This window comes from Candidatus Nanohalobium constans (assembly GCF_009617975.1).
Lineage (GTDB): Archaea > Nanohalarchaeota > Nanosalinia > Nanosalinales > Nanosalinaceae > Nanohalobium > Nanohalobium constans.
The window spans coordinates 442520-456274 of the sequence record NZ_CP040089.1; the positions used below are offsets into that span (position 1 = coordinate 442520).

Consider the following 13755-nt stretch of genomic DNA (forward strand, 5'->3'; position numbering starts at 1 on the left):
GTGTACAGCCAGTATTTTTATTCACAGATAGCCCACTCATCAGATGTGAGGCAGCTACAGGTAACAGTTCCGAAAAAGTTTTCTGAAGAAGCAAAAGAGATACTTGAAGATTTCAGTACTGATATAAGCACCAAAGAAGCGGAAAAAGATGATTACAAAGCTGTTGAAGTAACTGCAACTGCTGAATCCGATGACATAGATGAGATAACTGCGAAATTGAAGGATATTGGTGATATTGAGTCGGGAAAGCTTTCTATCCGTGTCTTGGAGCAGGAGAGCCTGATTCAGAAAGGTCAGAAAACTAAAGGCTCTTTCTCAGCTCTATCACAGGAGGAAATATACAGCAAGGCACAGGAATCAGGCAGCTTCAACATCACTCAATGGAGTCTGGTTGCTGCTTCTTCAGCTATCGCAGCACTGGGCATAGCTTCCAACAGTATTATAGCTGTTATCGGAGCTATGATGCTTGCACCGATGCTCTCACCGTTCATAGCGGGTTCGATTTCTCTTTCTGTCGGTGACAGGACATTGATGCAGGATTCGATGATTGCAGGTTTTGGGAGTATTCTCCTGGCATTCATTACCGCTCTTTTGATTTCTCTACCTCTGGAGTTTACAGTTACCTCAGCTCTAAGTACTGTTCTTGCACCAGGCTTCCTGGCCGTTCCTCTATCTTTGATTGTTGGAGCTGCAGCAGCCCTCAGCTTTACAACCGGTTTCAGGGATCAGATTGCTGGTGTTGCAGTTGCTGTAGCACTGGTACCGCCTATCGCCGCTGCTGGACTGACTTTTGGTGCTGGAAGATATCTCCTCGGATTTAAGGCATTGAACCTGGCTATTATGAATGTTTTAGCGGTCCTGGTTTCAGGTTATGCTTGCCTGAAAGTGTTTGGTTTGGAGCCCACTACTTACTATAAGAAGAAGTCAGCTGAAACGATGAGAAAAGCTATTCCTATTGGTATAATCTTGATTATGCTTCTTGGTATTCCTCTCAGCTTCTCATTCTACGATACTGGGGGCGATATCGGTGTTCAGGACAGTGCTGAGGACTTCTTCGGTGATAACCTTGTTAAGGTTCAGAGAGGTAATGATGAAGTCACAGTGATGGCTTATGGGAACTTCAGTACATCCAGTTTTGAATCCCGGTTTGAGGATAGAAATGTGGATGTAGTGATACTGGAGAGAAAGTAAGAAGAGAGGAAAAAATTTAGTGTTCTGTTCTCTGTTCTTTCTTGTCTCTGATTAATCGGTTCATCTCAGATAGGCAGTCATCTACTACTTCCAGTAGGTCCCAGGCTTCTGACTGAACGGTTGTCTGTCCGAACTCTGAGAAGAGCTTCATTGTGGCTTCGTAACGGTGTTTCTTCCCGTCTTTCTCTGCCTTTTTCATGACAAGGTTGAGTTCTTCCGGTCTCTTGAGTTTGCGTCCCAGGCTTCCTCTGAGCTGTGTTTCTATCTTGTTGTGGACAGCTGCTTTCTCCTCATCCACATCTAATCCTGTCAGGTTGACTAGTACTGCGTTTCTCTGCTGAAGGTTGGATACTTCCTCGATATAGTCTTTGACCGTGACGATGCTTTGAGGGTAACGGTCTTCGACAATGATGACTTCTTTTTCATCATTTTCCGACATTTTCTGGATTGCTTCGTCGGCATCCTGGTGTCCTTCGATCGTTAGAGGCGTTCTATCCATGATTTCGGATATTTCTATCTGTGCCATGGATTCTTTCTCTGATCCGCCTGAAATGTTCAGGTCTTGAAGGTTGTCGCGGGAAGTGCCACCACTGCCCTGTCTCTCCCGTGAAATCATTACTTTCAAGAGGTCAGTGCTTGTTACTATTCCTGTGAGGTTACCTGAATTATCGAGAACCGGTAACCGTGAGATATTGTTGTCAAGCATCTTGTGCCGTACTTCTTCGATTGAATCTTCCTCGAAAGCCTGTAGTACTTCATTGGCACCGAGGTCTAGCGTGGTTACCTGGGAGAATTCTTCTGCATTTACAAATGCTTCTCTGAATTCATCGTCGCCGACGATACCCTGAAGTTTTCCGTTTTTAGTCTTCACCAGCATTTTTCTCCCTGATTCTATCCTCAATTCTGCTATATCTACCAATGAATCTGAATCCTCAAACTTTGGAGGATTGTGCATAACTTTTTCCAGGCTGGCATTGTCAGGGTTGAACTGTACATGCCTTATCAGGTCTCTGTAACCTATTGCGCCTTCGACCCGGTTCTTGGAATCTACTACTGTTAGGGCTCGTAGATCGTGTTCTTCCATTTTGTTCTTGGCTTTAGCCAGGTTTGCATCGTTTTGAACTGTTTCTGGGTTTTCATTCATGACCTCGGTCGCGGATCTATCTCTTAAGCTCATTTTTTGGAACACCTAGTCTACCAAGTATTTATCGGATTTATCATCCATGTCGATAAAGTTGTCGGCGGATTCCCTGATTTCTTTGGCACTACTTCTTCCGAAGCTCATGACTTCGACACGGCAACCCATCGACTTCAAATGGTCAACTAGTACTGCGAAGTCTCCGTCACCGGTTACCAGGACGACCGTGTCGAGTTTCTTGGCTTGTTGCACCATGTCGACTGTCATTCCTAGGTCCCAGTCTCCTTTCTTTTCACCGCCGTAGAACTCCTTCAACTCCTTGATCTTGACCTCGTAGCCAATCTTCCTGAGAGCCTCGAAGAAGTTGTTTTCTCCAGGCGAGTCTCCTTTGATTACATAGGCTGATGCCCGGATCAAGTTACGGTTCATCACCGCTGCATCCAGGACATTCTTGAAGTCTACTTTAGTATCGTAAAGGTTTTTTGCACTGTAGTACATATTTTGAACATCGACGAAAACGCCGACGCGCTGATCATTGTGAATATTAGACATAATTTTTCTACCTTAAATTGTTCTCAATTTATTTGCTTGAAAACCCGGCCGCATCAAGAAAAACTTCTAGCAGCCCTGTCTTCAATAAATAAAAAGTAGAAGGAGTCTTATAAGAGGTTCGAAAAATCGTACTCGGAAAATTCATTTACCAGCTGACCTGTACCATACCTTCCAGCCCCATATCCTACAGCAAACTCGCCAGAATCTAACCAACTAATACCGTCTTCATGATCTAAAAGATGTTCTTGCCCTTCATCCGCTGCCTGCATTAGAATACCTAGAGTTGCTCCTCTTGCAAAACTCCCAGTAGCTGAGGTTTCTAAATCATGTTTATATGTGCTGTAAATCTCCTCAGCTGATCCAGCAACAGCGCCTATACTCATAACGGCCAAATCCTCAATATACTCTCCTTCTGTCAGCAAGTCATCAATCATATTGGTTTCACTCTTTATTCTCTCAACTCTCTAATCTTCTCGATATTCTCTTTGTAACTCGCTCGATTGTCGCTAGGAGTCTCTAAAACCATAGGCAGGTCTTCAAACTCTTCTGCGTTCACGATATTTCTGAAGCCTTCTTCACCAATGTTCCCATATCCGATGTCTTCGTGATTATCTTTCTCACTGCCTTTTTCGTCTTTGGAGTCGTTTAAGTGAAGTACTTTGATCTTGTCCAGTCCTATATCCTCTTTGATTTCTTGTATGAAGTCTTGGAAGCCTTCTTCACTGACTAGGTCGTATCCTGCGGCGTGTGCGTGGCATGTGTCGATGCAGACACCGATTTTTTCATCCGGTGTATCGGCTTGATCAATCATTTTCCTTAGTTCGCCCATAGATCTTCCGAGTGTTGTTCCTTTACCAGCAGTATTCTCCAATAAGAGAGTTACATTGTCTGGTATGTCTAGTTCGTCGATTCCTTCTGCGATTCTTTCTATTCCAGTTTCTCTTCCGCTGCCGGTGTGTGCTCCAGGATGGAATACTACATATTCTACGCCTAGAGTGCTGGCTGCGTCTAGTTCGCTTTGAAGGCAGTTCAGTGATTTCTCGAATAGGTCGTCTTTTGGAGTGGCTAGGTTGACGAGGTATGTTGAGTGGATGACATATGGGTTCTGGTCTTCTTCGTCTCGAAGCTCCTGGAATTCTTCTCCTTCTTCGTCTTCGTATTCTGATACGCTCCAGGTACGAGGGCTTCCTGCGAAGATTTGTCCGCAGTTGCCGGTTTCTTCTTTCTGTCTTTCTATTGCTTTGTTTACGCCGCCTGAGATGCTTACATGGGCTCCTATTCTGAAGGTCATAAAGTGGATTTTATGTGTGATCTTCAATAATGTTTTCACGGTTTATTCTTCCTGGATTTTTTGTTCTGCTTCCTCTCTATTTAGTTCTCTGTCGTGTTGTCGGTCGAAATGTGCTTTGGCTCGGGCTACTGCTTCTCTCTTTTTCTCTGCCCTAAATTCTCTTCCACAGACGCTGCAGGTAAATCGGTAAGGCATCATAGAGTTGGTTAAGAAAACTTTTGCCAACTCCACTATAATAGGATTCTTACGGTTAAACCCGTATCCCTGAACACAACTGAAAGTCTATAATTCGCCCTGTAAAACAGCAAAAACAAGTATCCCGAAAAACAACAGTTCGCCCAAAACAATCACAGAAACAAATACGCCGCCTCTCGACTGCAAGAAACCGATGTTGAAGAAATCTCCTAGAAAAACCAGGAAAACTATCAAAAGTACAGCGCCGACAGCACCGCCAATCCTTAAACCTAGATCCTTCAAAAACCCTTTCCACCCTGGAGATTCGTGGTTCACATCTTAATTGTTTGAACCGTTTGGTCTAAAAGATTCTTCCAGCAAGTTTTTGATGTGAACATTGTTTCCCTAGCACCATCCAACACAGAAATACTGTACGAAATCGGAGCAGGAGACCAAGTAGTTGCCACAACCTCGCTCTGCGACTACCCTGAGAAAGCCCGGGAAAAGCCGAGTATAGGAGGATGGACCAATCCGAAAATCTCTAGAATCCACGAATTCCAACCAGATTTAGTTATCGCTTCAGACGATCTCCAAGACGAAGCAGTGGAGAAAATCCAGTCAGAAGGCTACCCGGTTCTTCAGGTCAAGCCTCACAGCCTGGAAGAAGTCTATGAAAGCATAGAGGAAATTGGAGAAGCAGTAGATAGAGGAGAGGAAGCTGAGGAACTTATTCGTGAAATGAAGTCTGAATTGGATGGTATTTCTCTTGAAGGAAGTCCGAGGATTTACTGCGAGGAGTGGATGGATCCGCCGATGGCTTCAGGCAACTGGATACCAGACTTAATCGAAAAAATAGGCGGCGAATACTTTATAGAGGAAGGAAGAAGTCAGAAATTCAACTTTGGGGAGTTGCAGGATTTTGATCCGGAGTACATCTTCATGCACATCTGCGGTGCAGGAGAAAACCTCAACACAGCCCAGTTAACCGAACGAAAAGATTGGGAAGAAATCGAAGCCGTAGAAAAGAACCAAGTCTATATTATCGACGATAACCTGCTGAACCGACCAGGTCCAAGGCTTGTAGAAGGCGCCAAGAGAATTAAGGAGAAAGTTTCTTAGCTTTATCCAAAGATAATTCCAGAAAAAACTCAGGCTCATTTGAAGAGAAATTGCCCTATCGTGCTCTCCAAATTCCTCCCTATTTTGAGCATAAAAAAGTATATTCTGCAGGAGAGTTCGTGGCTTCACCCGGTCCAGAGGAAAAGAAATCCTAGGTATCGTGATCTTCGAATGGTTCTCCACGCAGATCGGTTAAGAGATTGACTGCTGCCTGTGCTCCATCTCCGATAGCTACAGAGGTTTGGTACTCCCATGTGTTGGCTAGTCCTGCGGCGAAGATTTTCTCGTTCTCAGTTGATTGATTGTGTTGATCAGTCTTTACATGTCTATCCATCATGTAAGGTCCTTCAACGCCGTCCTCGAATTCTACTAGGTCTTCTAGGTAGGTTAGGTCGCCGGCGGAAGCTGCCACGATATACTCGGCTTCATACTCATCGTCCTCAGTGATTACTTTGAATCCTCCATCTGTTTCTTCTAATTCTTCGACTTTTTCTTCTTTGATCTCTCCGCCGAAGTCGTCTAGTTTGTCTTTTCCTTTTTTGAGTAGTTCGCTGCCGGAGACTGAGTCATGTCCGATCAGATTCTGAATGTTTGATGTGTTCAGCACTAGGCTTTCTCCTGTGTCGAGTACAAGTGTTTCTTCTCCTGCTTTTGCGGTAAAGACTCCTGCTTGAAGTCCTGCTATTCCGCCTCCGATTACGATTACTGTCTTCATAGAAAATTAATTTAGAGGTTAGAATTTTAGATGTTTGCCGCAATCAGGTAGATTATCAGGGTTAGTAGTCCTGCACCTATAATGGATTGAAGTATGATTAGAGCGGCTTTTCTTCGGTCTTTGGAAATACTCTCTGAGTTTTCTATCTCTTCTTCTGATTTATTGGTTTTGAATTTCTTCTTTAGTGCGTACCCGGTGCAAAAATGGTTTCTGTACTGTAGGTAGCCTACAAATCCTGTCAGATACAGTAAGAATATTGTGAAGTATAATGGCGTGAAACCCGGGTAGATTAGCATTGTTGCGGATAGAAGTGCTGCGTTGAAGAATCCTACGATACCTACAATCAGTCTCTTCTTTCTTTCTGTTTCATTGATGTTGCAGGTCCCAGGTTTGTAGTCTGTCATATTAACTTCTGTCTGAGCGAGATTTATGTACTTGGTGAGCTAAAGTTTCCAGTTATGGAGATGCCAGAGTTTTCACCTGATTACTGTCCAGACTGCGGAAATAGATTGGATTCAAAGTTCATAGATGGTAGAGAAAGACTTTTCTGCGAAGAATGTGATGATGTTGTCTGGCTGAATCCTGATGTGGCGGCAGGGTTTATCGTCAGAAAAGAGGATAAGGTGTTACTTCAGAAGAGAAAGATTGAACCTCACAGCGGTAAATGGAGTATCCCGGCAGGTTACTTAGAGCTAGATGAAAAACCATTGGAAGGAGCTAAGAGAGAACTTAGAGAGGAGACAGGTCTCAAAGTTACCGGTAATACTCAATTTGTTGACCATGTTTCCCTGAAGCATCCTGATGGTAGACGTGTTGTCGTGGCTGTATACTTAGTAGGTTTTGAGGGTGTTGAGGGAGAGCTTAACCGTGAGGAGGAAGAAGTTGAAAAACTTGAATTATGGAAATACGAAAAAATACAGGAAAACAAGGCAGATCTGGACTACGAAGTTTACCTAAATCTGATAGAAAAAATAAGAGAAGAATAAAGAGAGAGGTGTTTTTTATTCGAACTTCTGACTGATGTCTTCGTATCTCTCCTGTACATCGCTCCAGTCTACTACTTCGAAGAAGTTGTCGATGAATTCTCCACGGTCTGGTCCGTAGTCGTGGTAGTAGCTGTGTTCCCAGACATCAACTGCCAGGATTGGGTGTGCTCCCCATACTGCTCCGTCGTCGTGTTTGTCGACTGCTACATTGTGCAGAGAGTTGTTGTACGGGATGTAGACTAGTAGTGCCCATCCGGAGGCTGATTTGGCTGCTTGTTTGAACTCTTTCTTCCAGTTTTCGTAGCTGCCGAATTCTTCTTCAATTCTTTCCATGAGTTCATCTTCTGGTCTTCCTCCGCCGTTTGGAGACATGTTGTGCCAGAAGATTTCGTGCAGAATATTCCCACAGAAGTTGTGAGTGAAAGAGTTTAGAAGTGCTCCCGTTCCTGAGAAGTCGCCTTCTTCTCTCTGTTCCTGTAATCCTTCTTCTGCACTGTTCCAGCCGTCTACATAGCCTTGATGGTGGACATCGTGATGCCATTCCATCACTTGTTCGGAGATGTACGGGGTTAGGGCGTCGTAATCATACGGTAGTTTGACAAGTCCTTGATTCATAGAGAATTGATTCACCTTACGATAAGTAATTGGGTTTCGAATGGTTAAAAGCTGAGGTTGCTTCTAGTTGGAGAAGTTGGTTTGATTAAGAAATAAGAAAAGTGAATAAGGGGTTCCCCAGGGTTTACTGGGTTGTGTTTGTTGTCTGGTTGTTTCCTGTCTGATTCTCAGGTTGCTGTTCTGCTTGTTGTGCTCTTTGAATCAGTTGGTCGATGTCATAGGCTACGTTCTGTGCGCCGAAAGGACTTCTTACCTGTTCTGGGAATAGAATCTTCCCGTCTGTAGTCAGGTAGAACATCTGTGACTGTGTCTGCTGTGTACCGTTCACTGTCCTATCTACGGATGCATTAATGTAGTACATGTTGTTCTTAGGCTCTGCAGTCACTGAAATCTGATCTTCTGGCTGTCCGCTTGCCACCAGGAAGTCTTCTACTTTCTCGGTTGCCTGTGTCTGGGAGATCTGGTCTCCTCCCATTGAAGGCATAAGCAAAGATCCTACAAGAAGACCTGCTATAATTCCGAATAGTGCTCCTCCGCTGACAAGCTGTACGCGGTTGAAGCTTCCTAGAAGTCCTTCGCTTGTCTCTTCTTCGATTTCTTCGACAAGTTCTTCTTCTACTTCTTCCTGTTCCTCTACTTCTTCATGGATTTCCTCTTCTACTTCTTCTCCAATCTTCTTTTCTAGGAATTCCTTTACGGTTTTACGGTCTTTGCCTTGCTCCTCTTCTTTGAGAAGTTCTTCATAGTTTACATCTGAGGCGTCTCGGATTTTTTCCTTGACCTCGTCAACAGTTCCATCTAGATAATCTGCCATATATGCATAAATTCTGTCCAAGCAGGCTTATAAAATATTTACACTGTCCGCCCTCTTTCCCAACCTATAAAACCTGCCGCAGACTCACTCACAACTATGACAGTAGAAAAAGTCGCCTGGTTTGACACAGAAAACTGGGAGAAAGAATACCTTGAGAACAAGGATTTCCCCTTTGAGATAAAATTCTTTGAGGAAAGCTTAACCAAGGATACAGCAGCCAAGACAGAAGGTTTTGATGCAGTATCCGTCTTTGTTTCTTCCCAGGTCAGCTCTGAAGTAATTGAGGAGTTAGATGTCGATATAATCGCTTGTAGGTCTACAGGATTCGATCATGTCGACATTGAAACAGCCTCAGAACAAGGCATCAAAATATGCAATGTCCCAAGATATGGTGCTAATACGGTAGCAGAACACGCATTCGGTTTAATCCTAACACTTTCCAGGAGGATTCACGAGGCGATTAGTAAGGTAGAGAACGGTGAGTTTGACCATCAAGGGCTGAAGGGTTTTGATCTTGAGGGGAAAACGCTGGGAGTTGTAGGGACGGGCAGTATAGGTCAGAAAGTTATCGAAATGGCACACGGATTTAACATGGATGTCCTAGCATCTGACCCATACCCCAAAGAGGGCTTGGAAGAAGAGCTAGGCTTCATGTATGTCTCGATGGAAGACTTGATCAAAAAGTCTGATATAATAACTATTCACTGTCCTTTAACTGATGAAAACCACCACTTATTCTCTGAGGAACAGTTCAAGCTAATGGATGAAACTGTTCTGATTAATACGGCTCGTGGAGAGTTAGTAGATACAACTGCGCTGATAAGAGCATTGGAAAACGGGAATGTTTCCCGGGCAGGACTTGATGTACTGGAAGAGGAATGTGTTATAGAGGAAGACATTGAGATCCTGGGTGATATCAGTGATGAATGCGACCCACAGAAGATAGTGGAAGATCATATCTTGATGGAGCGGGATGATGTAGTAGTGACTCCTCATAACGCTTTCAACAGTAGAGAAGCACTTCAGAGGATAGAAGATAAAACTCTAGAGAATATCGAAAAAGGAAGAAATACGGTGAACTGATCTTTTACCAGTGCTCTTCGATTAGTGCTGAGGAGAAAAGTATCAGCATTGAGAACACTACTATTTCTATCCATATACCTCTGTAGATGACTGAGGCGAAGAGTAGGGGTACTATGACGATGCTTTCTATTATCAGGAATTTGATGAATGTTCCTGTCTGGTAGAATCGGATATTTGGCTTCAACTTAGTCAGTTTCTCAACTACCACCAAGCTGTACATAGTAGTGGTATAGCCGATTAACAGAGCCAAGAAAAGGTCACCAGGATAGAACAGGTAGGCCACAAGAATCAATAATGTGGTTAAAGGCAAGGTTAGGATTGTGTAGGCCTTTTTCTTTGAATCCACAAGACTTCTGTACTTGACAGGCAGGTAGTCGTAGTCTTTCAACGAGTCAAAACGATTAATCCAGTTGTAGACGCTGAGATTGGCGATTCCTACGACGACGCTGAATGAAAGCAGAGGATTCCGCAGAAATGCATTAGCGATGGGGAAGAAGAACACGAAATACCAGTAGAAGAATGTCAGTAAACCCAGGGAAAAAATAATCTTCAAGAAACCGCCGGTCGACCGTGAAACATCGATGAATGCCTTGTTAGTGAGAGAATCAATCGGGAGATCCATTTCTGGTTTCAAGATTCTAGGTCGAGTGAAATGACTGATTGAAAGGCTTAGAGCTGCTGCTAAGCTGAAGAAACCCATCATTTCCGGAAGAGAATAGATCACAGGGAGGTGGAAAACTGCGAAACCTGCTGTCACAGGCAAGGTAAGTATCAAGCTGTAATACAGTATGTCTTTTATCAGGAATGCCGCGCCTAATTTCCGCCCACTCAACGGAAGTGTTTGGGATGTATATACGAGATACTCGGTCTGACCTAATACATTTTGGAAAGCGTCTCTGCCGTAGAAACCGATAGTGCCTGCTGCCAGACCGAACATTCCACCTAAGGCAAGAAGTCCTGCATCCAGGATTTCAGGATTGAGTGTGGAATAATTAACTGTGAAGTATGAGAATGCTGCGGCAAAAATGAAAACCAGTACAGGGAAAAGTGCAAAGCTGTGACCTCTGTAAATCCGGGAGTGGCTTCTCCATTCTTCAACCATCATCATCCATACAATCTTCAAGAACTGTTTCATTGTGACTCAAAGAACTTTTCTCGAAGGTTTTCCACTTCCGTTACCTCCTCAACAATCTCGCCATCATCCATGAAAAATACTCTATCACACAACTCCTCAGCTAGTTCAACGACATGAGTGCACATGAAAACAGTACCGCCATCGTCCCGATGCTCCTGGAATATTTTCTTAGCCTCTTCCTGGATAAAAGGATCTAAATTAATCAACGGTTCGTCGATAAATACGATTTCAGGTTCGTGGAAGAAAGACTGGGCAATCATCAGTTTCTGGCGCTCACCTTTCGACAAATCATGCGTAATTTTATTCAAGTCTCCGCCCAGGTTCAACCTTTGAACCCATTTACTATCAACAAACTCTTCACCGCGGATATCGCTGCAGAAATCCATGAACTCTTTCCCAGTCAAAAAGCTTGGTGGATCCTCTCGTTCAGGCAGAATACCTATATCCTCTCTCAGTTTAACTCCTTCCTTATCAGGGTCTTTACCAAGAACTCTGACTTCGCCAGAATCACGATTCATCTGGCCGGACAGAACCTTAATCAATGTGGATTTTCCTGCCCCGTTAGGACCTAGAACACCAATAATCTCTCCTTCATCAACTTTGAAAGAAACATCTCGAAGAGCATCCACATCATCAAATTCTTTGGACAAGTTATCTGCCCTGATAACACTCATACACAGATATTTCTCAGACCCCACTTATTGATGTTTCCCCTTCGATGTACCTGGTTTAATAGTCTTCCACTGCTAAAAAACAGGTATTGTGAAACAGGAAATCACGGTAGACGGAAAAGAGATCACCGTAGTCGGGACAGCACATGTATCGGAAGAAAGCCGCAGAGAAGTAAGACAGACAATAGAAGAGGTTCAGCCCGACCTTGTGGGAATAGAACTGGATGAGGATAGGCTAAACTCTTTGAGGGAAGACTCAGGATGGAAAGACTTAGACCTATCGGAAGCTATCAAGGAAGGTAAAGCACCTTTACTGCTTGTAAATCTTTTTCTCTCAATATACCAACGACATCTTGGAATACAAGAAGGAACGAAACCAGGACAGGAAATGCTGGAAGCAGTAGAGGCTGCAGAAGAAAACAGTATCGAATACTCGTTGCTCGATAGAGACATAAATGAGACACTTAGCAGAGCATTCTCACAACTAACAATCTGGGAGAAAATAAAGCTTACAGGCTCCATATTCGCAGGAAAAGAAGAGATGAATGTAGAGGAACTAAAAGAGGGTGATATGCTGGACGGAATAGTATCAGAACTTGAAAAACAACTCCCATCACTCAACAAAGTCTTCCTGGAAGAAAGAAACACTTTCATGGCAGAGAAACTGATGGAACAGGATTTTGACCGAGCTGTAGTTGTAGTAGGAGCTGCACATGTCAAAGGAATGATAGAAGATATCGAAGAACAGAAAAAATACTCAATTCAAGACGGAAAAAGTATTTCATGGACGAAAATCATAAGTTATGGAGTCCCTGCATTTATTATAGCAGGTCTAGGTTATGCATTCTATCAAATCGGTTTTTCAACCGGTGTTGATGCAACAGCGTTCTGGATACTGAGTAACGGGATTTTGGCTATGTTTGGAGCAATAATAGCTCGATCACATATCTCTACATGGATCACTTCATTTATTGCCGCACCTCTAACTTCTCTGGATCCTGCTCTGGGTGCTGGAATGGTTGCCTCGTATGCGGAAGCCAAGTTCCACCCGCCAACAATAGAGGAAATGGAGGAAGTGACCAAGGTAGAGAACTATCGCAGTCTGTGGGATAATCAGGCGGGTCGAGTACTTTTGACATTTTTCTTCGTAACTCTAGGTAGCGCAGCCGCAACATTCCTGTCAGCTGGCTTCATCGCCTCACTGATCGGACTTTAAAACACTGAGAAAACAACTAATAGCCATGAACGAAGAAGTCGGCAAGCACAAAGGCGCAATCGAAACACTGATGCACGAAAAGAAAGAACTATCAAGACTACTTCAAATCGTCAACTCACAGCTAGAAAGACACCTAAATGCATTAGACGAAGCAGGAGTAGATACAGACCAGTTCGTCCAACAGATCCAACAACAAGGACAACAACAGCAGCAAAACAGCGGTCAGAGACAAAATACGCAGAGACAGCAAAACAGCCAAGCCAACCAACGCCAAAAACAAAACCAGAGCAACTCCAGAAACAACAGGAATCAAGGAAGAAACCAGCAATCAAACAGAAACCAAAACTCAAGAACACAGAACAATACTGAGGAAGAATCCGAAGACCAAGACTTCAATCCGCTCTAGTCTATCATCCATTTTTCTTCCCAATCCCTGATTTTCTGTTTCCAGGAATCTTCTAATTCAGTGTTGTCGCTGTTTTTTTCTTTGCCGTATTTTTTGTCTCTGAGTTGGATGCCGATTATGCTTCCTGCTAGTACTCCTAGTAGGTGTGCTTCGTTGGCTACATTGGTTGCTGCTGTTAGACCGGATAGGTCGATAAGTATGTAGGAAAGTAGTACTGCCCACATGGGTAGTGGTACTCCAAGCCCTAAGCCGATTTGGTTTGGGCGGTAGGCTGCTAGTGCTGCCATTACTCCCATTCCTCCGGCTGATGCTCCGATTATAAACGAGTTTGGGTAGAATATGAATGCTGTCAAATTCCCGGCTAATGCGGAAATTAGGAAAGTAGTTAGGAATGTTTTTGATGATGTCCATTTTTCGTAGATTGAGCCGAAGAGTGCTATGAAGAACAGGTTGTTTGTCAGGTGTTCTATTCCGGAGTGACCGATTATTGATGTGAAGAACTTCCAGAAGGGTTCACCTGGTTTGAAACCGGGGTTAAATCCGGAGAATGTTTGGATGGTGTAGACTGCTACTAGTAGGCTGCACAGCTTTAATGCAGTGTAATTAAATCCTGTTTTCTGTTTTTCCACAGATAGGTTTAGTTTGGTCC

19 protein-coding genes are annotated in these 13755 nt (G+C 43.7%); 6 read left to right on the plus strand and 13 right to left on the minus strand.

Going from position 1 to position 13755, the window contains the following annotated elements:
* Positions 1-45: 45 nt before the first annotated feature.
* Entirely contained in the window at positions 46-1191 is a 1146-nt protein-coding gene (locus LC1Nh_RS02530; RefSeq protein ID WP_217907077.1) for a TIGR00341 family protein, read from the plus strand.
* Between the two features lie 16 nt (positions 1192-1207).
* Here the strand turns inward: LC1Nh_RS02530 and LC1Nh_RS02535 are convergent, their stop codons facing one another.
* From LC1Nh_RS02535 to LC1Nh_RS02560, 6 genes are all read right to left on the minus strand, one after another.
* Positions 1208-2368, minus strand: a complete 1161-nt coding sequence (locus LC1Nh_RS02535; protein WP_153550142.1) for a CBS domain-containing protein — start codon at positions 2366-2368, stop codon at positions 1208-1210.
* 12 nt (positions 2369-2380) lie between these two features.
* A complete protein-coding gene (locus LC1Nh_RS02540) occupies positions 2381-2881 on the minus strand; it encodes a LabA-like NYN domain-containing protein (RefSeq protein ID WP_153550143.1) in 501 nt (166 codons plus the stop codon).
* 107 nt (positions 2882-2988) lie between these two features.
* Positions 2989-3315 (minus strand): hypothetical protein, encoded by a 327-nt coding sequence (locus tag LC1Nh_RS02545; RefSeq protein ID WP_153550144.1) that lies wholly within the window; start codon positions 3313-3315, stop codon positions 2989-2991.
* Positions 3316-3329: 14 nt separating this feature from the next.
* Positions 3330-4172 carry a deoxyribonuclease IV gene (locus LC1Nh_RS02550; protein ID WP_153550145.1) on the minus strand — a complete coding sequence of 281 codons (843 nt, stop codon included), beginning with the start codon at positions 4170-4172 and terminating at the stop codon, positions 3330-3332.
* Between the two features lie 42 nt (positions 4173-4214).
* Positions 4215-4397, minus strand: a complete 183-nt coding sequence (locus LC1Nh_RS02555; protein ID WP_153550146.1) for a hypothetical protein — start codon at positions 4395-4397, stop codon at positions 4215-4217.
* 57 nt (positions 4398-4454) lie between these two features.
* Positions 4455-4682 carry a hypothetical protein gene (locus LC1Nh_RS02560; RefSeq protein WP_153550147.1) on the minus strand — a complete coding sequence of 76 codons (228 nt, stop codon included), beginning with the start codon at positions 4680-4682 and terminating at the stop codon, positions 4455-4457.
* Positions 4683-4736: 54 nt separating this feature from the next.
* Here LC1Nh_RS02560 and LC1Nh_RS02565 point away from each other — a divergent pair, with 54 nt between their 5' ends.
* Positions 4737-5465 (plus strand): cobalamin-binding protein, encoded by a 729-nt coding sequence (locus LC1Nh_RS02565; RefSeq protein ID WP_153550148.1) that lies wholly within the window; start codon positions 4737-4739, stop codon positions 5463-5465.
* Between the two features lie 151 nt (positions 5466-5616).
* Here the strand turns inward: LC1Nh_RS02565 and LC1Nh_RS02570 are convergent, their stop codons facing one another.
* The gene (locus LC1Nh_RS02570; protein ID WP_153550149.1) at positions 5617-6180 is read right to left on the minus strand and encodes an FAD-dependent oxidoreductase; all 564 of its coding nucleotides are present in this window, start codon (positions 6178-6180) and stop codon (positions 5617-5619) included.
* Between the two features lie 26 nt (positions 6181-6206).
* Positions 6207-6584 carry a hypothetical protein gene (locus LC1Nh_RS02575; RefSeq protein WP_153550150.1) on the minus strand — a complete coding sequence of 126 codons (378 nt, stop codon included), beginning with the start codon at positions 6582-6584 and terminating at the stop codon, positions 6207-6209.
* A gap of 54 nt (positions 6585-6638) precedes the next feature.
* On the opposite strand from LC1Nh_RS02575, the gene LC1Nh_RS02580 reads away from it, so the two are divergent.
* Entirely contained in the window at positions 6639-7166 is a 528-nt protein-coding gene (locus tag LC1Nh_RS02580) for an NUDIX hydrolase (RefSeq protein WP_153550151.1), read from the plus strand.
* A 15-nt stretch (positions 7167-7181) separates the two neighbouring features.
* Here the strand turns inward: LC1Nh_RS02580 and sod are convergent, their stop codons facing one another.
* Entirely contained in the window at positions 7182-7781 is a 600-nt protein-coding gene (gene sod / locus LC1Nh_RS02585) for a superoxide dismutase [Mn] (RefSeq protein ID WP_217907078.1), read from the minus strand.
* Between the two features lie 124 nt (positions 7782-7905).
* The gene (locus LC1Nh_RS02590; protein ID WP_153550153.1) at positions 7906-8595 is read right to left on the minus strand and encodes a hypothetical protein; all 690 of its coding nucleotides are present in this window, start codon (positions 8593-8595) and stop codon (positions 7906-7908) included.
* A gap of 96 nt (positions 8596-8691) precedes the next feature.
* Between LC1Nh_RS02590 and LC1Nh_RS02595 the strand changes: the two genes are divergently transcribed.
* Positions 8692-9678 carry an NAD(P)-dependent oxidoreductase gene (locus LC1Nh_RS02595; protein WP_153550154.1) on the plus strand — a complete coding sequence of 329 codons (987 nt, stop codon included), beginning with the start codon at positions 8692-8694 and terminating at the stop codon, positions 9676-9678.
* 4 nt (positions 9679-9682) lie between these two features.
* Here the strand turns inward: LC1Nh_RS02595 and LC1Nh_RS02600 are convergent, their stop codons facing one another.
* Positions 9683-10813 carry a hypothetical protein gene (locus LC1Nh_RS02600; RefSeq protein ID WP_153550155.1) on the minus strand — a complete coding sequence of 377 codons (1131 nt, stop codon included), beginning with the start codon at positions 10811-10813 and terminating at the stop codon, positions 9683-9685.
* Positions 10810-11487, minus strand: a complete 678-nt coding sequence (locus tag LC1Nh_RS02605) for an ABC transporter ATP-binding protein (RefSeq protein ID WP_153550156.1) — start codon at positions 11485-11487, stop codon at positions 10810-10812. The genes LC1Nh_RS02600 and LC1Nh_RS02605 overlap by 4 nt, the downstream gene beginning before the upstream one ends.
* 88 nt (positions 11488-11575) lie before the next feature.
* Here LC1Nh_RS02605 and LC1Nh_RS02610 point away from each other — a divergent pair, with 88 nt between their 5' ends.
* Both LC1Nh_RS02610 and LC1Nh_RS02615 read left to right on the plus strand, forming a co-directional pair.
* Complete coding sequence (locus LC1Nh_RS02610; RefSeq protein WP_217907079.1) at positions 11576-12700, plus strand: TraB/GumN family protein; 1125 nt, start codon at positions 11576-11578, stop codon at positions 12698-12700.
* Between the two features lie 25 nt (positions 12701-12725).
* A complete protein-coding gene (locus tag LC1Nh_RS02615; protein ID WP_153550158.1) occupies positions 12726-13106 on the plus strand; it encodes a hypothetical protein in 381 nt (126 codons plus the stop codon).
* Here LC1Nh_RS02615 and LC1Nh_RS02620 read toward each other — a convergent pair.
* Positions 13103-13735 (minus strand): rhomboid family intramembrane serine protease, encoded by a 633-nt coding sequence (locus tag LC1Nh_RS02620; RefSeq protein WP_217907080.1) that lies wholly within the window; start codon positions 13733-13735, stop codon positions 13103-13105. The two genes, LC1Nh_RS02615 and LC1Nh_RS02620, sit on opposite strands and share 4 nt — an antisense overlap.
* Between the last annotated feature and the right edge of the window lie 20 nt (positions 13736-13755).

Excerpts from the sequence above, each read along its gene's own strand:
- LC1Nh_RS02535 (WP_153550142.1), bottom strand. The coding sequence starts at position 2,368 with ATGAGCTTAAGAGATAGATCCGCGACCGAGGTCATGAATGAAAACCCA.
- LC1Nh_RS02540 (WP_153550143.1), bottom strand. The coding sequence starts at position 2,881 with ATGTCTAATATTCACAATGATCAGCGCGTCGGCGTTTTCGTCGATGTT.
- LC1Nh_RS02545 (WP_153550144.1), bottom strand. The coding sequence starts at position 3,315 with ATGATTGATGACTTGCTGACAGAAGGAGAGTATATTGAGGATTTGGCC.
- LC1Nh_RS02550 (WP_153550145.1), bottom strand. The coding sequence starts at position 4,172 with ATGACCTTCAGAATAGGAGCCCATGTAAGCATCTCAGGCGGCGTAAAC.
- LC1Nh_RS02570 (WP_153550149.1), bottom strand. The coding sequence starts at position 6,180 with ATGAAGACAGTAATCGTAATCGGAGGCGGAATAGCAGGACTTCAAGCA.
- LC1Nh_RS02575 (WP_153550150.1), bottom strand. The coding sequence starts at position 6,584 with ATGACAGACTACAAACCTGGGACCTGCAACATCAATGAAACAGAAAGA.
- LC1Nh_RS02580 (WP_153550151.1), top strand. The coding sequence starts at position 6,639 with ATGGAGATGCCAGAGTTTTCACCTGATTACTGTCCAGACTGCGGAAAT.
- sod (WP_217907078.1), bottom strand. The coding sequence starts at position 7,781 with ATGAATCAAGGACTTGTCAAACTACCGTATGATTACGACGCCCTAACC.
- LC1Nh_RS02590 (WP_153550153.1), bottom strand. The coding sequence starts at position 8,595 with ATGGCAGATTATCTAGATGGAACTGTTGACGAGGTCAAGGAAAAAATC.
- LC1Nh_RS02595 (WP_153550154.1), top strand. The coding sequence starts at position 8,692 with ATGACAGTAGAAAAAGTCGCCTGGTTTGACACAGAAAACTGGGAGAAA.
- LC1Nh_RS02600 (WP_153550155.1), bottom strand. The coding sequence starts at position 10,813 with ATGAAACAGTTCTTGAAGATTGTATGGATGATGATGGTTGAAGAATGG.
- LC1Nh_RS02605 (WP_153550156.1), bottom strand. The coding sequence starts at position 11,487 with ATGAGTGTTATCAGGGCAGATAACTTGTCCAAAGAATTTGATGATGTG.
- LC1Nh_RS02615 (WP_153550158.1), top strand. The coding sequence starts at position 12,726 with ATGAACGAAGAAGTCGGCAAGCACAAAGGCGCAATCGAAACACTGATG.